At 45.5% G+C, this 17,209-nt stretch carries 10 protein-coding genes and 2 pseudogenes; 7 read left to right on the plus strand and 5 right to left on the minus strand.

Going from position 1 to position 17,209, the window contains the following annotated elements:
- Positions 1-3: 3 nt before the first annotated feature.
- The 7 genes from OZ401_RS24635 (at position 4) to OZ401_RS24665 (ending at position 9,975) form a co-directional block, all read left to right on the plus strand.
- Positions 4-909, plus strand: a complete 906-nt coding sequence (locus OZ401_RS24635; protein WP_341472209.1) for a hypothetical protein — start codon at positions 4-6, stop codon at positions 907-909.
- Complete coding sequence (locus tag OZ401_RS24640; protein WP_341472210.1) at positions 840-1,652, plus strand: hypothetical protein; 813 nt, start codon at positions 840-842, stop codon at positions 1,650-1,652. The genes OZ401_RS24635 and OZ401_RS24640 overlap by 70 nt, the downstream gene beginning before the upstream one ends.
- The gene (locus OZ401_RS24645; protein WP_341472211.1) at positions 1,653-2,420 is read left to right on the plus strand and encodes a Mov34/MPN/PAD-1 family protein; all 768 of its coding nucleotides are present in this window, start codon (positions 1,653-1,655) and stop codon (positions 2,418-2,420) included.
- The gene (locus tag OZ401_RS24650; RefSeq protein WP_341472212.1) at positions 2,410-3,270 is read left to right on the plus strand and encodes a ThiF family adenylyltransferase; all 861 of its coding nucleotides are present in this window, start codon (positions 2,410-2,412) and stop codon (positions 3,268-3,270) included. Before OZ401_RS24645 ends, OZ401_RS24650 begins: the two co-directional genes overlap by 11 nt.
- A gap of 818 nt (positions 3,271-4,088) precedes the next feature.
- Positions 4,089-4,877 (plus strand): phosphoribosyltransferase, encoded by a 789-nt coding sequence (locus OZ401_RS24655; RefSeq protein WP_341472213.1) that lies wholly within the window; start codon positions 4,089-4,091, stop codon positions 4,875-4,877.
- A 20-nt stretch (positions 4,878-4,897) separates the two neighbouring features.
- Complete coding sequence (locus OZ401_RS24660; protein ID WP_341472214.1) at positions 4,898-8,191, plus strand: DEAD/DEAH box helicase; 3,294 nt, start codon at positions 4,898-4,900, stop codon at positions 8,189-8,191.
- A complete protein-coding gene (locus OZ401_RS24665) occupies positions 8,191-9,975 on the plus strand; it encodes a hypothetical protein (RefSeq protein ID WP_341472215.1) in 1,785 nt (594 codons plus the stop codon). The genes OZ401_RS24660 and OZ401_RS24665 overlap by 1 nt, the downstream gene beginning before the upstream one ends.
- A gap of 52 nt (positions 9,976-10,027) precedes the next feature.
- On the opposite strand, the gene OZ401_RS24670 is transcribed toward OZ401_RS24665, so the two are convergent.
- The 5 genes and pseudogenes from OZ401_RS24670 to OZ401_RS24690 all read right to left on the minus strand — a co-directional run bounded on the left by OZ401_RS24670 (position 10,028) and on the right by OZ401_RS24690 (position 17,166).
- On the minus strand, positions 10,028-11,125 hold the full coding sequence (locus OZ401_RS24670; RefSeq protein WP_341472216.1) for a DNA cytosine methyltransferase: 1,098 nt from the start codon (positions 11,123-11,125) through the stop codon (positions 10,028-10,030).
- Between the two features lie 330 nt (positions 11,126-11,455).
- Positions 11,456-12,904 (minus strand): IS66 family transposase, encoded by a 1,449-nt coding sequence (gene tnpC / locus OZ401_RS24675; protein WP_341472217.1) that lies wholly within the window; start codon positions 12,902-12,904, stop codon positions 11,456-11,458.
- A 48-nt stretch (positions 12,905-12,952) separates the two neighbouring features.
- Positions 12,953-13,147: pseudogene (locus OZ401_RS24680) on the minus strand (transposase); the annotation flags it as partial.
- Positions 13,148-13,186: 39 nt separating this feature from the next.
- Positions 13,187-14,329, minus strand: a pseudogene (locus OZ401_RS24685) (IS3 family transposase).
- 176 nt (positions 14,330-14,505) lie between these two features.
- Positions 14,506-17,166, minus strand: coding sequence for a preprotein translocase subunit SecA (locus OZ401_RS24690; RefSeq protein ID WP_341472218.1), 2,661 nt, complete (start codon positions 17,164-17,166; stop codon positions 14,506-14,508).
- Positions 17,167-17,209: the final 43 nt, after the last annotated feature.

A 17,209-nucleotide genomic window follows, 5' to 3' on the forward strand; every position in this document is an offset into this window, starting at 1 on the left:
GTGTTGCTAGAACAACTATTCTACAAAATTGGTCTTCTAAGAGAAACCCAAAACGGCATTTTTATCCCGGAATCCTTTTCCTTTCCTTCCCGTATTCTACAGGTGTTGGTGGAACTTTACCGCCAGTATTTCCCTGAGAAGTGGCAGAGTTCCGAGGTTTCGCTAGAACTGCCATCAGGACAGGAACACGGCTACACTCCTCGTGAGCTGGAATTTCTCAACCTCTGCCAGGCGCTGTTCCCCTTTTCCAGCGAGTATCTGGAGGAGATGGCCGAGGAAGGGGAGTATTCCACCGAAATCCCGGTTTATTCGTTGGAAATAGACTGGTATGACACCGCTCCTTCTGACTTTGCTCCCTGTCTCCAAATCCTGTTGCTTTTGGCCGGCTGTGCTTCGCCGGAGCAGTTGACGCTACCGGTCGAATATTCTCAGATCCTCTTACACCTGGAAGAATTTAACCGGGAGGTTGTTATGGAGCGGGAGGCTTATCTCCCACCCCGGTTGGACTCTTATCTGGAGAGTTATACAAGCCGGAGTAGTCCGGCGGAAGAATGGTCCCCCTACTTTGGTAGCGACAATAAACGGCTTAAGGAGTTGTGCCAGCTCAGGGATGATCCGCTGGCGCAGCTACCCCTGGCCCTTGACGCTATTTTCCACCAGACCGGTTGTGCCATGCTGGACGCCTCGGACGAAATGCCAATCGAGGCTTTCTGGGATAAAGAAAACCTGGACTGGCTGGCCCAGGAGACCCGGCAGGCCGAAGAGACCTGGCAGAAAATGGAAGAACTGGGGAACTGGCTACTGGCAGACCCCGCACACCTGGAGGTAGCTTTTGAGTTGTGGAAAGTGTTATACCGGGTACCGCTCAGGGAAGAAGGGGCGGTACCGGGAGAGGAGAAAACCGGATGAGTGAAGAAAGGGAACCTTACATTGCTCCAAAACTGAGCCTTAAAGAAGGGGCGGCAGCCTCACTGGTCCGTCCAGAAGCGGTGGTGGGGCAACTGCTCTTTCTGGAAAACGAACAAGCCGTCTTTGGCTATCGTAACCGGCAGGGAGTGGAGCTCTGGAAATACCTCTCCACCGAGACTCTCCGGCAGGCTTTTAGTCAGTTGCCGGTGGATACAGGCTGGTTGCCGCCCGGTCTGGTACGCTGGGGTATTCTGGCCGGGCAGGAGTGGGCAGTGCAATTTATTCCGCCGGGTACTCATTCCCTCATTCTGTTGGAAGGGGTACAGGCAATAGAGCGACGCTTAAAAGTGCCCCTACCGGGGCTGGTGCTGGCCGGTAGCGGAACTAATTACTACGTCTGGGCCACAAAAAGCCGGGGTTTTGATCCGGCCGGAAAGCTCTATCTGGCTCCCCTGCCCAACCTGGGCGGAAACGGATTGGTCTGTTACGGCAGCAACCGTGTACCCGAAACCTCTACCGGCACCATAGGAGAAGCCTGGAATATGTTTATCCAGACCCCTTTTAACGAGCACCAGGCCAATAACAAATGCCGCCGCCATCCTGAGGATGTGCGGCAACTACTCTACCGATTGGAAGGGTGCTCAAAGTTTCCGGTCAGAGAGCTGATCGGCTATAGCGGTCGAGAGGGGCAGCAGGTCACAGTCGCCCAGGCGGTAGAAAAATTAGTGTTAAAGGAGGCCTAAATGTTGGATTACCTGATTTACCGGGGAGGGGTATTGCCTCCTCTAAACTGTGCTCTGCGCTATGTGCTGGCCGGTAACGGGCTGCTATTACAGGCGTGGCGCGAGCATATAAATGTGCTGGTGGTACTGGCAAGCTATACGGTGCGAGGGCTTCCTCCTCTGGAGCCGTATTTATCTACGGATCTGCCGAGAATAAGCCCGGAGCTGCTAAGGCAGATGTTGGAGATATGCCACAAGCAGCGGGATGAAAAAGGCGAGATGTTGGAGGTGATATTTCACTTCCTGGTGGAAGGAGGGAAGTGGCGGATGGTAGTGCCTGAACAGGAGCAGGGTCACACCTATTGCCGTCCGGTAGGTCGGGGGGAAGAGAGCTACCGGCAGGCACTGCTGGAAATTCATTCTCACCACCATTTTCCAGCTTATTTTTCAGAGACTGACGACCTGGATGAGCAGGGGGGCTTCCGTTTCCTGGGGGTTATAGGCGACCTTTTCGATAAACCCCAGATCCGGCTAAGGTTGGGGATTTACGGCCATTTTATCCCGCTCCCGGCGACATTTCTATTAGCTCTACCGGAAGGATTGGAAGATGCCCTATCAGGGGAGAATGTTAACTTGCCGGTTAATAGACCGGGAAGCGTTGGAAATGCTGTTACCAATCGGCTCTGGCCAATTCAAAGGTGGAGCAAGATCTGGAAAGGTTGGACAGGATCTGGTAAAGGACAGAGGTGCTATGAAGTAAGAACGGGAGGTGCTGACGATGCGCTTTGATTATCTAAACGCCAAACCGGTACTGACCAGGTCCTGGAATAGCGCACTGGTGATGCTGGTGGGCTGCGGGGGAACCGGCTCGTACCTGGCGGTCCATCTAGCCAGGCTGACCGCCCTCCTTAGAAGTAAAGGTAAAGCGGTTACGCTGGCCTTTATTGATCCGGATTTTGTCGCTGAGAAGAATATTGAAAGGCAACACTTCTGCCGGGCTGAAATATCCAGGTCCAAGGCGGTCACCCTGGCGCGCCGGTATGGGGCCGCCTGGGGTCTGGAGATTGTGACACTGGCAGAGCCATGTAGCCGCGAACTGGTCAGTCGGAAATTGGAGGGAGCCGACTTGGAACTGGTGGTGGGTTGTGTTGATAACGCCGCTGCCAGGCACTCTATCGCCGAGTGGTTGCCGTTACCCGGTTGGGAAAGGCAGAAGCAGCGCTGGTGGCTTGACAGTGGTAACGAAAAGTCTGCGGGCCAGGTCTGCCTGGGAAATTGTAGCAGCCTAGAAGAGCTGAGAACTGCTTTTGAGCTTGCTGATTACTGCACCCGATTACCATCTCCGGCCCTTCAATTTCCTGATCTCTTAAAGCCCAGGAAAGAGGAAACTCAGACCGGTAAACTCTCCTGTGCCGAACTGGCATTACTTAATGAGCAGGGGTTGACGATAAATGCGGCGATGGCAGGGGTAGCGGCTGACTACCTGTTCCGGCTTATGCTAACTAGAGATCTCAAGCGGTTTTGTACCTGGCTAGACCTGGGAGCAGGCACTATGAGCAGCCGTTATACCAGCCGGGAGGGGTTGAGGGAAACACTGGAATTACCCGAGGGTTTCTTCGACCGAGAGCCGGGGAAATAGAGGATTACTCGGAGAGGGGGTTTGTAGTAACCGCTATTTAATAAAAAAAGGCCGGGGAAACTATCCTGAAGAGGATCCCCTGGCCTTTTTTCTCCAATTTACATCAAAAGAAGGAAAGGGAAACCGGAAATTGTTACCTTGACAGATTTATTTTAAAACCGCAGCATCTTATATTTTTGCCACTTTTCGGGTATTTACTGGGGTTGGGATTTAAGATAACCGGGTAATTACAGGGGTTGGGAAATGGCAAGTTTTGAAGCTAAATCTCTTCGCTTACCCTAAAACAATATTTCTTTTGTAACAGTTTAGCCAGCCAAGGCTAGTAAAAAAACCTATGCCCGGTGGTGCGTATGGCCGATATGCTCAGGAGCAACCCACGTGTCAACGCTCACTTGGATTCCCCTAGCTCGATTTTGTTATCTGCTGTCTTATCCAAGAATTGCCAGTTTTTGGGAATTGTGCCATATATAGCAAGGGAGCTACCATTGTATCTTCTCAATATTATGTGGTAATACACAGTTTGGCTGTATATTCTGAACTTAAACTCTTTAAGAAATCACCGTTTGCCACCAGTTATTGAGAAGATACCTACCATTTCCCCTGGCCCAATTTCAAACGAGAGGTTTCAAAGCTGGGCGTTCGCCCTGATTGTAAGCAAAGCTTACTTTGCTTAGATTTGTATTTGTTGTAAAATTAGGTCATCTAAAAATGCAAGTTATATAGTACAAGTTATCTTTAAAACTGTCTTACAGGTTTAGCTAAAAATTAGAATTATGATTTTTAACTCAGATTATTTTAGACTTACAAAAAAAACACCAGTGACAGAAGAGCAGCGAAGCCAAATGCTCAAGAACTTTTGTAATACTTGTATTAAGCCTTCACTCAACATTGAGTGTGGGAAAGTTTTCCAACGATTTTTCCTGGAGTCAATCCAGTGCCCTTCTGAATTAAGTGAAACCCATCAGATTTGTACCTATTGTTTAGAACTCCATCGAAAAGATTATAATCATGTCTCTAATTGTATTTTTATTAGAAATCAACTGACTATTAGGGCTGTGGGTTGGGCCACGCCTACATCTACAAAAATCCTGAATAATTTACACAAAATCAACTTCACTTATACACATCCTGTTTCTAATCTCCTTGTTGCTTTTCTTCAAAATTTTCTTTGGTCAGACTCAGTTATTGTTCCAATACCTCTGGGAAACTCTATATCTGAAACCAACGGATGGTTTCAGGTTGTAAGTGGAGTTAGTTCTTATTTTCGAAGTGAAATAGTTCCTGCAATTATTCGTAATAAAAAAAAATCTACTAGGCAATCTAATTTTCAAGAACGACAAATTTTAACTAAAAATGAATATGAACTTGATAAAAATGTAGCAGTAAAATTATCAAATAAACGCATATTTCTCCTTGACGATAATATTACTACAGGTGCAACTATTTTACATGCTGTAAATTTGCTTAGAGCTACAAATCATATTGAAATAATCCCAGTGGCAATTGAACGTTACGTTTCACCTCGTATTCTACAACGCTGTACAGGTTTATCTATAGAAGAAAAAAATTGTATTTTCCATCTTCCACAAAGGTTACCTGAAGTCTAAATAAGGAGAATGTTAAAATAATGTTTTACCAACCAGCTTCATCTCGTTATCTACTTACTCAATGGATAAAAGAAATATTGGACTGGACTACCTATGATAGCAACGACCGTCTTTATTTAGATGAAATTAGTGCTTCTGAAGTTATCGATTTAACCTACTTAGAAGGTACTGTTCTTGATGAAGCTGTTGCAGCTAATGCACTTTTCCCTGCCAGTATTGTTCAGAATGAGGCGTATAGAGGAATTGGCACAAATTCCACAATGAGTGTTACTTTTCCTGTAAACATCGAAAACGCTGATTGGGCTTGTAAAATTCGTTTACGTGCTGCACTTCCATCACTTTTAGCAGTAGGAAGAGATCGGTTTTATCCAAATATTGAGCCAAACACCCAACCCCCTGAAGAAATGCTTTTCCCCTTAATTAACGGCACACAATATGAACTACAAGAAGCAGCAGGTAACCGGTTGCGCGCTTTAGCTGGGCAACTAGAGGTTGTTGATTTTTCTCATACTTTCGATATAAATATTCCAAGCGGAAATCAGGTAATTCCTGTTATCCAAAAGGGAATTAAAAATATCTATGCTTATATTGATGAACAAGATAACTTGCATTTAAATCAAAACGAAAATAATTTACATCCAATACCGGCTGAACAACTTCCAGCAAACCTGCGATTTTTTTATCTCCAACGTAAAGTTAACGAGTGTTCTCTTCAACTAAATTTTTCCTGGAAACGTTATTCCCCTACCTCTGCCAAAATCACTATTTCACTCCACAATCAATCAAACGTAGAAAATACAAATCGCAACAATATATTGCTCAGTACCCTTATTTTACCTCATATGCAAATTACACTTGTCGGAGCGAAAGCTGATTTCCCGCTTCAACAGTATGCAGACGTAAAACAAAGCGTTATATCGCTTGATGAAGAGAGGCTTCATGAGGAAGCAGAAAAACGTCTCTATCAGGTGCCGCAGTCAGGATGTATCGCTACACTGCATCCTAGAGATAGTAGTAAATTATCCTTAACTACTTTTGGAGTTTTCGACACCCCACGCGAAACCCCTGCTCCTGGGCCGAAGATTTCTGAAATAACTGTTAGTCCCGAGTCCTTTCTGAGTATTTGTTCTAATCGCAATTCGCAATTTGATAGTTTTATAACTAATCATTGGGCAACGATTCGTAATATTTTACTTGCAGCTGCGGAAGCTTTTAAATTTGAACGATTTCACCTATTCCAATGGGAAGCTATAACAACTGGTATAAAACTTGAATCTACTGGTCAGGAACGAACTGTTACTATTGTTCGTGCTCCAACAGGGTCTGGTAAAACAATTGTCTTTATGGTCAATGCTGCAATTTCTTCTCTATGTGGAAATCAACGTTCTACATCAATATTGCTTTTTCCTACCCGTATTTTGAACGAAGATATGTTTCGTCGTCTTACTGCTTTTGTTTATCAAATGCGCCAAAAATTGCCTGAGCTGAATGTTACTGGTGGATTATTAATGGGTGCAAGTGACCCACTTTATCGGTTGGTTCTTAAACCTGCTGTAGGTGAAGCAATGTACTACTTTGGCAAGTGTCCTGCCTGCGGGCATGCTCCATTGGTAGCACAAAGACACTCTGCTTTAAATGAGATAGATGCAAAAATATTAGCCAGCTGTCCTAAGTGCAACCATATTATTAACTATATGCGTAACCCACATGAAGTAGCTACTTTTTTACCTGATATTATTATTGCTACTCCAGATAAACTCTTTCACGTAGCTACTGTAAAATCCTTTGAACAATATGGTTACGGTCTTTTTGGATCTCCTGTACGTTATTGTCAGATTTGTGCCCGCGCTTATACAGATGCAGGTTTGCAACTAAAACCTCAAAAATTTTTATGCAATCAAATTTTTTCTGACTCAACTTGCCCCGGTACCTTCACGTCTAACGCCATTAGCAAACCAATTCGTTATATGGGTTTTGACGAAGTTCATAGCTTGTATGGTGAATCTGCTACATATCTTTCTGTATTTCTCTCTACTCTTGAAGCGATGCAACGTATTCTATCTAAGCAAAGTACTCTGTCTATACGTTATGAAACCGCTACTGCTACAATTGCAAATGAGACTCAGCTCCTTGAAGCCATTACACGTAAAGACACAACTAAGGATGAGATCATTCCTATTCCTGCCACAAACCAGCTTACAGACTATTTTCTTATTCAGCCTAAAACTGTCCGCTATCGTGTTTTGGTCAATATGCCAGCGCGCATATCTTCGAAACAGGCTTTCCTCCGCGCTGTTCTGAATTCCCATCTACATTTACGAGGCAGATATAACCAAGCACCCGATCTTAAAGAAATACTACAAAATATTACTACTAAACCCACCTCTTGGGATTTTTTACTTGGTTATGTTTTTAAAAAACAAGACGGATTCGACCTACAACGGTCTTTGAGGGATTTTTATCGGAATCGTTACGGCCAAAGCCTCAATATAGATTTTTTAAGTGGTGAAGCTCCTAAAAACAAAATTAGTGAGATTATTCAGAAAGCTATATCAGGTCAATTAGACCTTCTTCTTGCAAATTTGGTTATTAGTTTAGGAATTGACATCCAAGACCTTAACCATATGATAATGTTTGGAGTTCCCAAAGGTTTTACTGAGTACGTTCAGACGGCAGGGCGTACAGGACGTGGTTATTTTAGTGGTCATGTCAATATTATTTTGCTTCCAGCTTACCCGCGTGATGTTTATCTTTATCGACATTTTCATGCTGTCTTATCCGATGTTTCAGGATATTACGACGCACTTCCAGTAAAGAGTACTAATCTTTATTGCTCTGATCAAATTTTTGGTAATGTTGCTAAAGCTCTTTTAAGCTCCTTCTGTTTGCGCGAACCTAAATGGGCGAACGCGAACGGCGTAAATCAAGTTATATCCAATATTGGAAGAAATGATTTTAACAAAGGTCTTAATATACTTAAAGGTGGGATTTCTCGGGTGCTTTGCAATGACGAAGAACTTAGAATCGATACTAATACAATTGTTAATGATAAAAGTCGCAGGCTTTTTCAAGAATTAAGAACACAGAATGAGTTTTTAATTAAAGTTATGACTGAATCTAGCGAACAATGGCTCACTTATAGCCTACGCGGTCGTGCTAATAATATTGTACGTATTAATTGTATTGATCAGGGACTCCTGGATTTAATTGGTGCTACTACTGATCCTGAACAAGAAGAAATGGACGAGCCCGTAGAGATCTTGGTTGGTACTGCTAATCCTGAACCTGTAATACTTGAAGAGGAGAACCTTTAATGTCTAAGACAACTTTACTCTCTCCCGCCGCTGTAATTTTCAAAGTATATCCTGATGCATTTTGGAATTCTTCTAATGCGATAACTAAAGTTGTGTATATTGATAATGCTGATGGGGACACTCGCAATCGAATGATTACTCACGTTCTTCAACGTCTTGCCCAACATTTAACAAGAGAGCATGACAAAGTTGAGTTACATTTTCAAGAGCAACAACGTCGTAGAAATCTACAACAATTGCAACTTTCTACAACTACCTCGGCTGCTGATAATGGGGAACAAGACTTTGACTTCAGTGAAATTTTTGGTGATTTACCCTTAATGGAAGAAGATCTAGATACTACTATTGACGCAACCCAATTTCCTCCTGTCCGTGCAAGTCATATAAGCTTCATCTTAGTAAACGAACAAGCAAAGGTACGTACTAAACTTTATCCACGTACTTTCCACTGCAAATATTGTGGTCATTTTCTTGCCCTTAATCCTGCACGACCCCCTCTTAATCTTACATGTCCTTGTTGCCGTCATGACCAGCTTATTCAAGAGCCTATTGTTTTTGGGTGCGCTCGTTGTGCTAATGTCATAGAACTTTTTCCTAAAGGAGAACGTTCAAATTCTACCCCTACCAATCGGCGGACAATTAATATTGATAACTTTTTAGGCACACCTCCTCCTTGCCCAGAATGCAGTTCCGGACATATTCATCTCGAAAAACACAATACTAATAATCTAGTTTCTTGGCAATGGAAGTGCAATTCTTGTAAGCAATATTTAGAAAACGTTCAAGAACTTTGTTTAAAGTGTTATTTACCTAAAGAAAATTCCGATGACAAAACAGATATTACTTTTATGAGTGCCTTTCCAGCTTCTGCTTCAAATGCTCTTCATCCTCTTGTAGATGTTCAAATGTTTCTCAAAGATGAACCTCTTGAACCAGCTACCTTTCCTACAGCCGCAATAGAAAGTGCTCAGAATTGGGCAGATTACTTCGAGTTAAAACCGCTTGCAAATATTACAAATTCTATTTTAGACCTAGACAAGATAGAAGTAATTGAGAATGCTTGCATTTCAAATGCATATCTTCTTAATCGTGTGCGCGTTGTTACTACTATTTATGGTTATCAGGCTGGTGACATCATGAAGCATCCTCGCTCACCCGTCCAACTCCCTGATCGCCTTGCACGTTTTTTTAGAGATCCAGAGGGCTTAACTGATTATCAATGTTTTGGAATGATCAATGAAGGATCAGCCCTAGTTATAGAGTTAGATAAATCAAAAATCATTGAACGTCTTTCACAGCTTTATCCTTATATAACTACATCTTATAATGACTTGTTACAAACAGAACGCGAGGAACTTGGTATTATTCCATTACGTGAACTACTACAACCTATATCTCTACAACATAATCAATTTCCATTAATAAGTGCGCTACATGCCTTAGAGCATGCCATACTCATTAATGCACATCGTCAAATTGGCAATGAAGTTCTTGGTTCTATATTATTTCCACAGGCGGGAGTGATTCTCTTATACGAACGTGAGTCAATCGGACGGGGTGGCGTAGTTCAGCTAATAAACCGTGGACAAGGGTTAGTCAAACTTATTTTGGCTGCTACTGACCATGTTAATGGTTGCGCCCAAGGGTGTTTTGATGGATGTCCTAGTTGTAGTTATATCAATGATATGTATTGTCAGTATCATCAGGAAGATTTTAATAATAGATGGTTACCACCTAACATTTTGCTTTCTAGAACAGGAGGTAGAAGCATTCTTAAGTCATAAAATATTTTAACAAATTTATTTAACAGTCTTATTAACTGATCAGCCTAGAACTTTACTTTGCCATCTCTAATAATAAATTTTCATTCGTTTCCAAGGTTTCTTCATTTGGATTTGGATTCTCTTGAGTTAAGAAAGCAATTATTTGTCTTGTGACTACCTCTGACAGTAAAGGTGGTATAGCATTTCCAACCTGCCTATATTGGTCAGTTTGATTTCCAGCAAAAACCCAATCATCTGGAAAGCCTTGTAAACGGGCAGCCTCTCGGACTGTTAAATGTCGTGGTTCAAATGGATGAATAAATGGCCTACCTCCTCCTCTGGTTGAGCCCACTAAAACTGTTCCACTCGGTCTATCCCAAGCTAATCTATCAGTGTGGTCAATTCTATCTCTAGCTCCTTGTACAAGTTGCTCGTATCTTGTACGCACTCGTTCACTATGAATTCGTCTTTCGTTGTTTGCTAGACCATCTGGCATATTTTCTAACACATCACGCACACAACGATAAATTAAACCATTTCTATTATTGCCAATGGCATCTGGTGGAAAGTACGTTGAGTCAGGCGGAACTAAACCTCGTACTTCCATGCCTTCTCTAAAACCAATTATGAAGACTCGTCTTCTAAACTGTGGAACACCAAAATTCACTGCATCTAGTACCCAAGTAAGTGTATTTAAGTATCCTGCTTCAGTAAATAAGTCTATTACTTTTTGATAAGATTTCCCTTTATCCACACTTAAAAATCCTGCCACATTTTCCATCACAAAACACTTTGGCTGTATTTCCCGTACTACCCGCACAAATTCGAGCATCAGGTTTCCTCTTGGATCTTCAAATCCTTGGCGATTTCCTAAAATGCTAAAAGACTGGCACGGTGGACCTCCAACTACTAAATCAGCCTCTTTAATTGCTAAATTAGCTCTTTGCAGTATTAGATTGCTATTAATTTGGTATAAATCTCCTCCGAAATCTCCTTCGTTGTCTCCAATTACATTTAACGATGGTCGGTTAAGTCTAATAGTTTCTCTAGCTGCCAAACTTATATCTAAACATACTCTCAAATCAATTTGCACATTTGACTTGTAGGCGGCTTGTTCTATTCCAAGATCTAACCCAAACCCACCTGAAAACAAACTAATATACTTTAGCATCCAAAATCCTCTTCAATTACAAAATCAATTGTAGTGTTCTGCATCAATCAGGTTTGACGTTCCTCTGAAAATTACTTAACAACAGGCTAATGGAATTTGGGTAACTTAAACCGCCTGCCCGCAAGGGTAGCTTCCTTTTACCTGCAATCGAGTTTTGAAGCTAAAACAGTTCTAGCTGGCCTTTTGGAGTTCGACGGTATAACCTAGGCTCTCCAATTGCCGTAAAGCCCGTTTCTTGATGCTCTCCTGATCTAGCTTGTGGAAGTAATCCCCGCCTATCTCCTTGTAATATTCTCTGCGCAGAAGCAGGTGGTAAATAATTGTAACAGTTCAGACCAAAAGCTTGGGAAGGGGAGGTTGCCCACAAAAAGTGTCAAGGAGCGCAACCAACAAGTTTTCACCTTGCTTTTTCATGGTGGAAAGGTAGCCTCTTATCCGACAAAAGAAGCTGGCACCTTCCTGGCTGCGAAAACAACCTGAAACCTTTTGTTGCACTTTAACCATCCGAATATCACGCTCGGCCAGATTGTTATCAAAAGGCACATCAAAACGGTAGGCAAACAGCAGCACTTGATGACGCTGTTTATCCAGCCGATCCAGTAAGTTCTTAGGCTTGCTCTGCCGGGGCTTGCCCCGTTTTCCACAAGGCCAGCCACCCTGGGGAGGAGGATTAGCTGCCAGACCCTGTGCGATCAATTGCTGGTAGCGCTCTTCGAAATGCGCTAACCGTGCACTGCTTAAACTGGTTTCAGACCTAGCCCTGGCGACTTCCACTTCTTCTTTCAAGTCCACAAGAAGGGTGGTGAACTCAGCCGCCCACGCCTGCTTGAGTTGTTCGTAGACAAAAGCAAGTTCCCTGAGATGATGGGCGTTACACAGACCGTGGGTACAGGCATAGCGCAGATAGTTAGACCAACCATCGTGGATCGCTGCGCCCTGGAAAGCCGGTAAAATCCCAATCTCGTCTGTGGCTTTACTACCTCGCCGTAAATGGTGAGCATAGTGGGTTAAATGTGGTGTGCTGGCTACGTGCAGCCAGTGGCGCTTGCCTTCTACATACAACCCGGTTTCATCGCAATGTAACACTTTGGCCTGGGTAAGCGCTGTCTTGATGGTTTTTTCTGGCTCAGCCAATTGCTCGTAGCACTCCGCTATCATATTGACCAAACTGCCGGGTGAAAGACTTTCGCTGTAGATTTCATTAAGTAGCTCGCACACCCGGGCATAAGGCAGCAGTTGATAAGTGATCAGGTAAACTGCCAGAGCCCGAAACCCAGGTCCGTATTGCACCCAATTCTTGACGGACTGCGGGAATTTGGCTTTGGTAACAGTCTGACAAGTAGGACACTTTTTGCTGTAAGTGCGGTGTTCGGTGACGTGCAGTTTGAGTTGAGTAGGCAGCTCAAAAACCTGACGAGGCTCGAAGTGAGGTAGCGCTGCTTCTTTGGTTAAGTCAGTCTGGCACTTTTCACAGGTGGTGGGCAGATGCGCAATCACTGTATCCGGGTTTTCGCTTTGTTTAAGAGCCTGACCCTCGTGACCAGGTTGACCACCCGGTTTCTTACCGCTGGATTTGCGCAAGCTGCGTTTTTTGGGCGAGCGCTTAAACCCGTCGGAAGAAGGCGGTTTGGAAGAATTATGGCTATCTTGAGAGAGCCGGGCTTCAAGGGTTTGAATACGTTCTATCAGTTGGGCAATCAAAGCTGCCTGTGAAGCGGCTTTAGCTTCAAGTTGGGCGTAATCGTTTTGAAGTTGGGCTAATTGCTCTTCTAATGTCATTTTATTAGTCTACCAGCCTCGTCAACTGACCCTGGCTGAATTGTTACAAATAATTACTAAAATACTGTGAGCAACCGCAACCACCGCTTTTTTGCGCCTCAGCCGTACTGTTAATCGGCGACCCTGAGCCGAAAGATAAGTGTCACGGGTGTGCAGAGCCGCTTGCGCCGCTTCGACCAGTGCTTGTCTAAGCCAACGACTACCCTTGGTGGTACGTCCACTTAACCGTTTGCCTCCACTTTCTTTGTGAACTTGCCCCGGTTTAGTGGAGTGTGAGAATAGTCAAACATTTAGCTGTTCAAACCCCACTGGTGTCATAAAACCCAACGCCGAATGTAGCCGCTGCCGATTGTAAAACACTTCCATATATTCGAAAATAACTGTCTTGGCTTCGCGTCTACTCTCAAACTTATAACGATCCGTACATTCCACTTTCAACGTCCCGAAAAAGCTTTCCATGAGAGCATTGTCCCAACAATCACCCTTTCGGCTCATACTGGTTTCGATCCCGTACTGCTCGAGCAACCCCGGTAGCCCCTACTGGTATATTGGCTCCCCCGATCGATATGATGTAAAAGCCCCTCTCCCGGTTTACGTCGCTCCAATGCCATAACCAAGGCTCTTTCCACCAACGCTTCATCCCGGTTGGCACCCATCGACCAACCCACTACTTTTCTCGAATAAATATCTACCAGGGCTGCCAGGTACAACCAACCTTCATTAGTCCATACCCCGGTAATATCTCCCACCCATTTCTCATCAGGCCTGGTAGCCGTGAAATCCCGCTTTAGCCTGTTGGGTGCCACCGGATTGCTGTGCTGGCTATCAGTCGTTATGACCTTTCGCTTTTTACGACGATGACAGGAGACTAGCCCCAGCAACCGCATCAGCCTGGCTACCCGCTTCCTCGAACAGTTTATCCCTTTAAGCTTTAGCGCCGCCTTTATTCTGGGACTACCGTAAGTTTGCCTAGACTGCTCGAATATAGGCTCAATTTCTGCTCCCAGTTCCCGGTTAGCCTAGGCTCTGGCACTTTCTGGTCGTTTCCGCTAGGCGTAATAGCCGCTCTCAGAAACCACCAGCACCTTGCACATCAGGCTAACTGGAAATTCCTGCTTGTACTCATAAATGAACTGAAACTTCACTGAAGATGGCTATGGCTTTTTTTAAGATATCCCTTTCCATCCGTAGTCGTTCATTCTCCTGACGCAGCCGACGGAGTTCTTCTTCAGCCTCAGTTTGATAACTCTTACCAGGAAAAGCTTGCTCCCCTTTTTCAGCCAATATTTTACGCCAATGCTAGAGTACACTGTCGGATACCCCTAATTCTCTAGCGATTTGGACCGCTGTTTTACCGCTGTTTTCCAATAAGCGCACTGCTTCTCGCTTAAATTCTACTGGATACTCTTTCTGCTTATCTCCCATTTCTGCCCCTTTCGTAGATTATTATAGCATCTGCCTCTTCCTCTTCCTATACTCCACGAATCCGGGTTAACTTCAAGTTTTGGCTTATTTTGATGCTTTACTACATTATGAAAGGCTCTCGTTTACACTATAAGTACCATTTCCACCGATTCACGCGTTGTGTACCAGAACCTTTTTCACTTGCAAAAAACAGTTATATTCTCCAATATTTTTTTCTGGCTTTTCACCTGAAACTCAGCCCATAAGTGCCAGGCTTCCCGTTGGTATTCCCTGAGGGGTTCCTGCCCACCATAGACCCTTAGAAAAATCCCGTGCCTGAGTTCTTCAAGCGGGGTTAAATACTCGACCCACTCCCCATCTAACGTTTTAAGCAAGGTATCTCGGATATTTTCAGAGAGGTTTACCTTTCTCAAGCCAAGCCCTGCCTGCTCCATAACCTGTTCAAGTTTAGCTAACAGCCACTTTTTTATCGCGTCCTCGCTTACTTCTTTTCTTGAACCCAGAAAAAGCTGTAACTCACTCGCAATTTTAAAACCAAACAGGGCAGTGGTCGCTTCCACTAACCCTGCTGTACCCTCTTGCCCTCCAACTTCATTTTCCCCCTCCAGCCAAGCTGTCCCCAACTCTGAGATTTCTTCCCTGGCAAGTTTCAGGACGAACATTTTCAGCCGACCAGCATCTGCTTCCAGCACCTGCTCCCGGTCCCTGTAAAAGGTCGTCCGTTGTACCTCCAGCACCCGGTCGTATTCAATACCTCTTTTCAACTCCTCGTAGTGCTGCCCCTCTTGCTTGCGCTGGCATTCCTCTACCACCGTTTCAGCCAGTCTTTTGGTAATAGATTCACCCCATTCGACTCCAGAACCCAACCGCTCTGATAACCCGTCCCCCCACCCACCGGCAAACTTTAGCACCAGTTCCTCCTCCAGAGAACGATATAATCTGGAGTAACCGGGGTCGCCCTGCCGCCCTGTTCGCCCGATCAGTTGCAGATCCAGCCTTTTAGTAGCTGACAACCCCAACCCCATTACATGTAAGCCGCCTGAGTTGAGTACCAGCTCCCTGGCCCGTTTGGTCCTCTCTCTGGCATCTTCCTCTAGCTTTAGCCAGGCCGAGCTACCCCGGTCCACCTGTTCTACCAGTCCCCTTTTCTGGGCCAGATCCGCCAGGTGATCCTCATACCGGCCACCCAGGAGAATATCGGTACCTCTACCCGCCATGCTGGTTGCCACTGTAATCCGACCGGGGAAACCAGCCTGTGCCACAATCAAGGCTTCCCTCTCGGTCTGTCTGGCGTTCAGTACCAGGTGAGGTATGCCTCGTTTTGCAAGGTAGCCGGACACCGCCTCACTATCCGCTATCCCGGTGGTACCGATCAGCACCGCTGCGCCGCTCTCCCTGACCCTGATTGCGTCGCTTACCAGGGCTTCCAGTGCCTCCTGCCTGGTGCGATACAATAGCGGTTTTTTATCCCGGCGGCGGGAGGATTTATGGGAGGGAATTTCTAAGACTTCTAACCTGTATAGTTTGTGAAAGGTGTCCCGGTCCTGGGTAAGAGTGCCACTTAATCCAGCCAGTTTCTCATACCCTCTGAAATAGGCGTGCAAGGAAATAGTGGCATATGTCACCGGGGAAGGTTGCACCACTAACCCTTCTTTGGCCTCCAGGGCCTCATGCAGTCCACCTCTGAACCTTCTACCCGGCATAGGGCGCCCGCTTCGCTCCCGGTCTACCAGCACTATTTCCCCCTCCAGCATTCCGGGCTTTGCTTGTTTCTCGGCTTGTGCCAGAGTAAGAAACGGCTTGGAGGCTTCCAGACCGGGTGGGAGCAGCTTTTCGCGCTGGCGTGCAAGCTGCTCCCAGTCACCTCCCTCAGAGGGCCTCTTTCCAGCCAGGGAGGGTTTCAGCAACACCAGATAGTCCTCCCCCTGGTGGTAGAGAGTAAGAGCCTGCAGGGCTATGTCCAGGTAGTAGAGTTCCGAACGTTCCGCGTCATAGAGAGTTTGGCTTTCTTTTAATCCCAGCCACTTTTCCAGCCGGGTAATCCCGCTTTCGGTGAAATGCGCTTTGCGCTTTAGTGCAGCTACTTCGTAATCTTGATCTGGTGCCAACCTTTTAATCAATTCGGTTGCCCGGTAAAAACCCTCCACCGATTGGTTACTCCGCCCGCTAATAATAAGAGGGGTGCGGGCTTCGTCTAGCAGGATATTATCGGCCTCATCCAGGATGGCAAAGTAGCACCCCCGTTGCACTCTGTCCTGTGCCTGCTGCACCAGATTATCTCTCAGGTAGTCAAACCCGAAGGCAGGAGCAGTTCCATATGTTATGTCAACTTGATAAGCTTCCTGCCTGGTACAGGGCACCAGAGTTTTGCGCCGGGGTTCATAGCGGTATTGTGCTTCCGCCACAGCAGTAATAGCCCCGCAGGAAATACCCAGTCGGCTATATACCCCACCCATGGTGGCGCAGTCACGTTTCGCCAGGTAGTCGTTGGCAGTGACAATATGCACCCCACTACCCCTTAACGCAGCAAGGAAAGCCGGGGCGGTGATGGCCAGGGTCTTGCCTTCCCCGGTCTTCATCTCCACTAACTTGTCCTCAGAAAGGGCGATCCCGGCCATGAGTTGCTCAGGGTGGTGGCGATAACCCAGTTCCCGCCAGGCCGCCTCCCTCACCACCGCAAAAGCCCTGGGTAGTAACGAGGAAGTGATACCTCCACTGGCAAGTTCTGCCTGAAACCCACCAGCCAGCCCCAGCAATTCTGCCTCAGTCAGTGCCGCATAACGCTTCTCATAATTTCTGATTATTCTCAAAGCCTGATTTTTTAGACCTGAAAACATAATTACTCCGGGTTCATGGGCTAAATGCTGGAAATATCAGGGA

It is taken from the genome of Candidatus Chlorohelix allophototropha (genome assembly GCF_030389965.1).
GTDB classification, from domain to species: domain Bacteria; phylum Chloroflexota; class Chloroflexia; order Chloroheliales; family Chloroheliaceae; genus Chlorohelix; species Chlorohelix allophototropha.

What these genes read in the sequence shown, in the direction of transcription:
- OZ401_RS24645 (WP_341472211.1), top strand. Translation starts at nt 1,653, where the DNA reads ATGTTGGATTACCTGATTTACCGGGGAGGGGTATTGCCTCCTCTAAAC.
- OZ401_RS24665 (WP_341472215.1), top strand. Translation starts at nt 8,191, where the DNA reads ATGTCTAAGACAACTTTACTCTCTCCCGCCGCTGTAATTTTCAAAGTA.
- OZ401_RS24670 (WP_341472216.1), bottom strand. Translation starts at nt 11,125, where the DNA reads ATGCTAAAGTATATTAGTTTGTTTTCAGGTGGGTTTGGGTTAGATCTT.
- tnpC (WP_341472217.1), bottom strand. Translation starts at nt 12,904, where the DNA reads ATGACATTAGAAGAGCAATTAGCCCAACTTCAAAACGATTACGCCCAA.
- OZ401_RS24660 (WP_341472214.1), top strand. Translation starts at nt 4,898, where the DNA reads ATGTTTTACCAACCAGCTTCATCTCGTTATCTACTTACTCAATGGATA.
- OZ401_RS24650 (WP_341472212.1), top strand. Translation starts at nt 2,410, where the DNA reads ATGCGCTTTGATTATCTAAACGCCAAACCGGTACTGACCAGGTCCTGG.
- OZ401_RS24690 (WP_341472218.1), bottom strand. Translation starts at nt 17,166, where the DNA reads ATGTTTTCAGGTCTAAAAAATCAGGCTTTGAGAATAATCAGAAATTAT.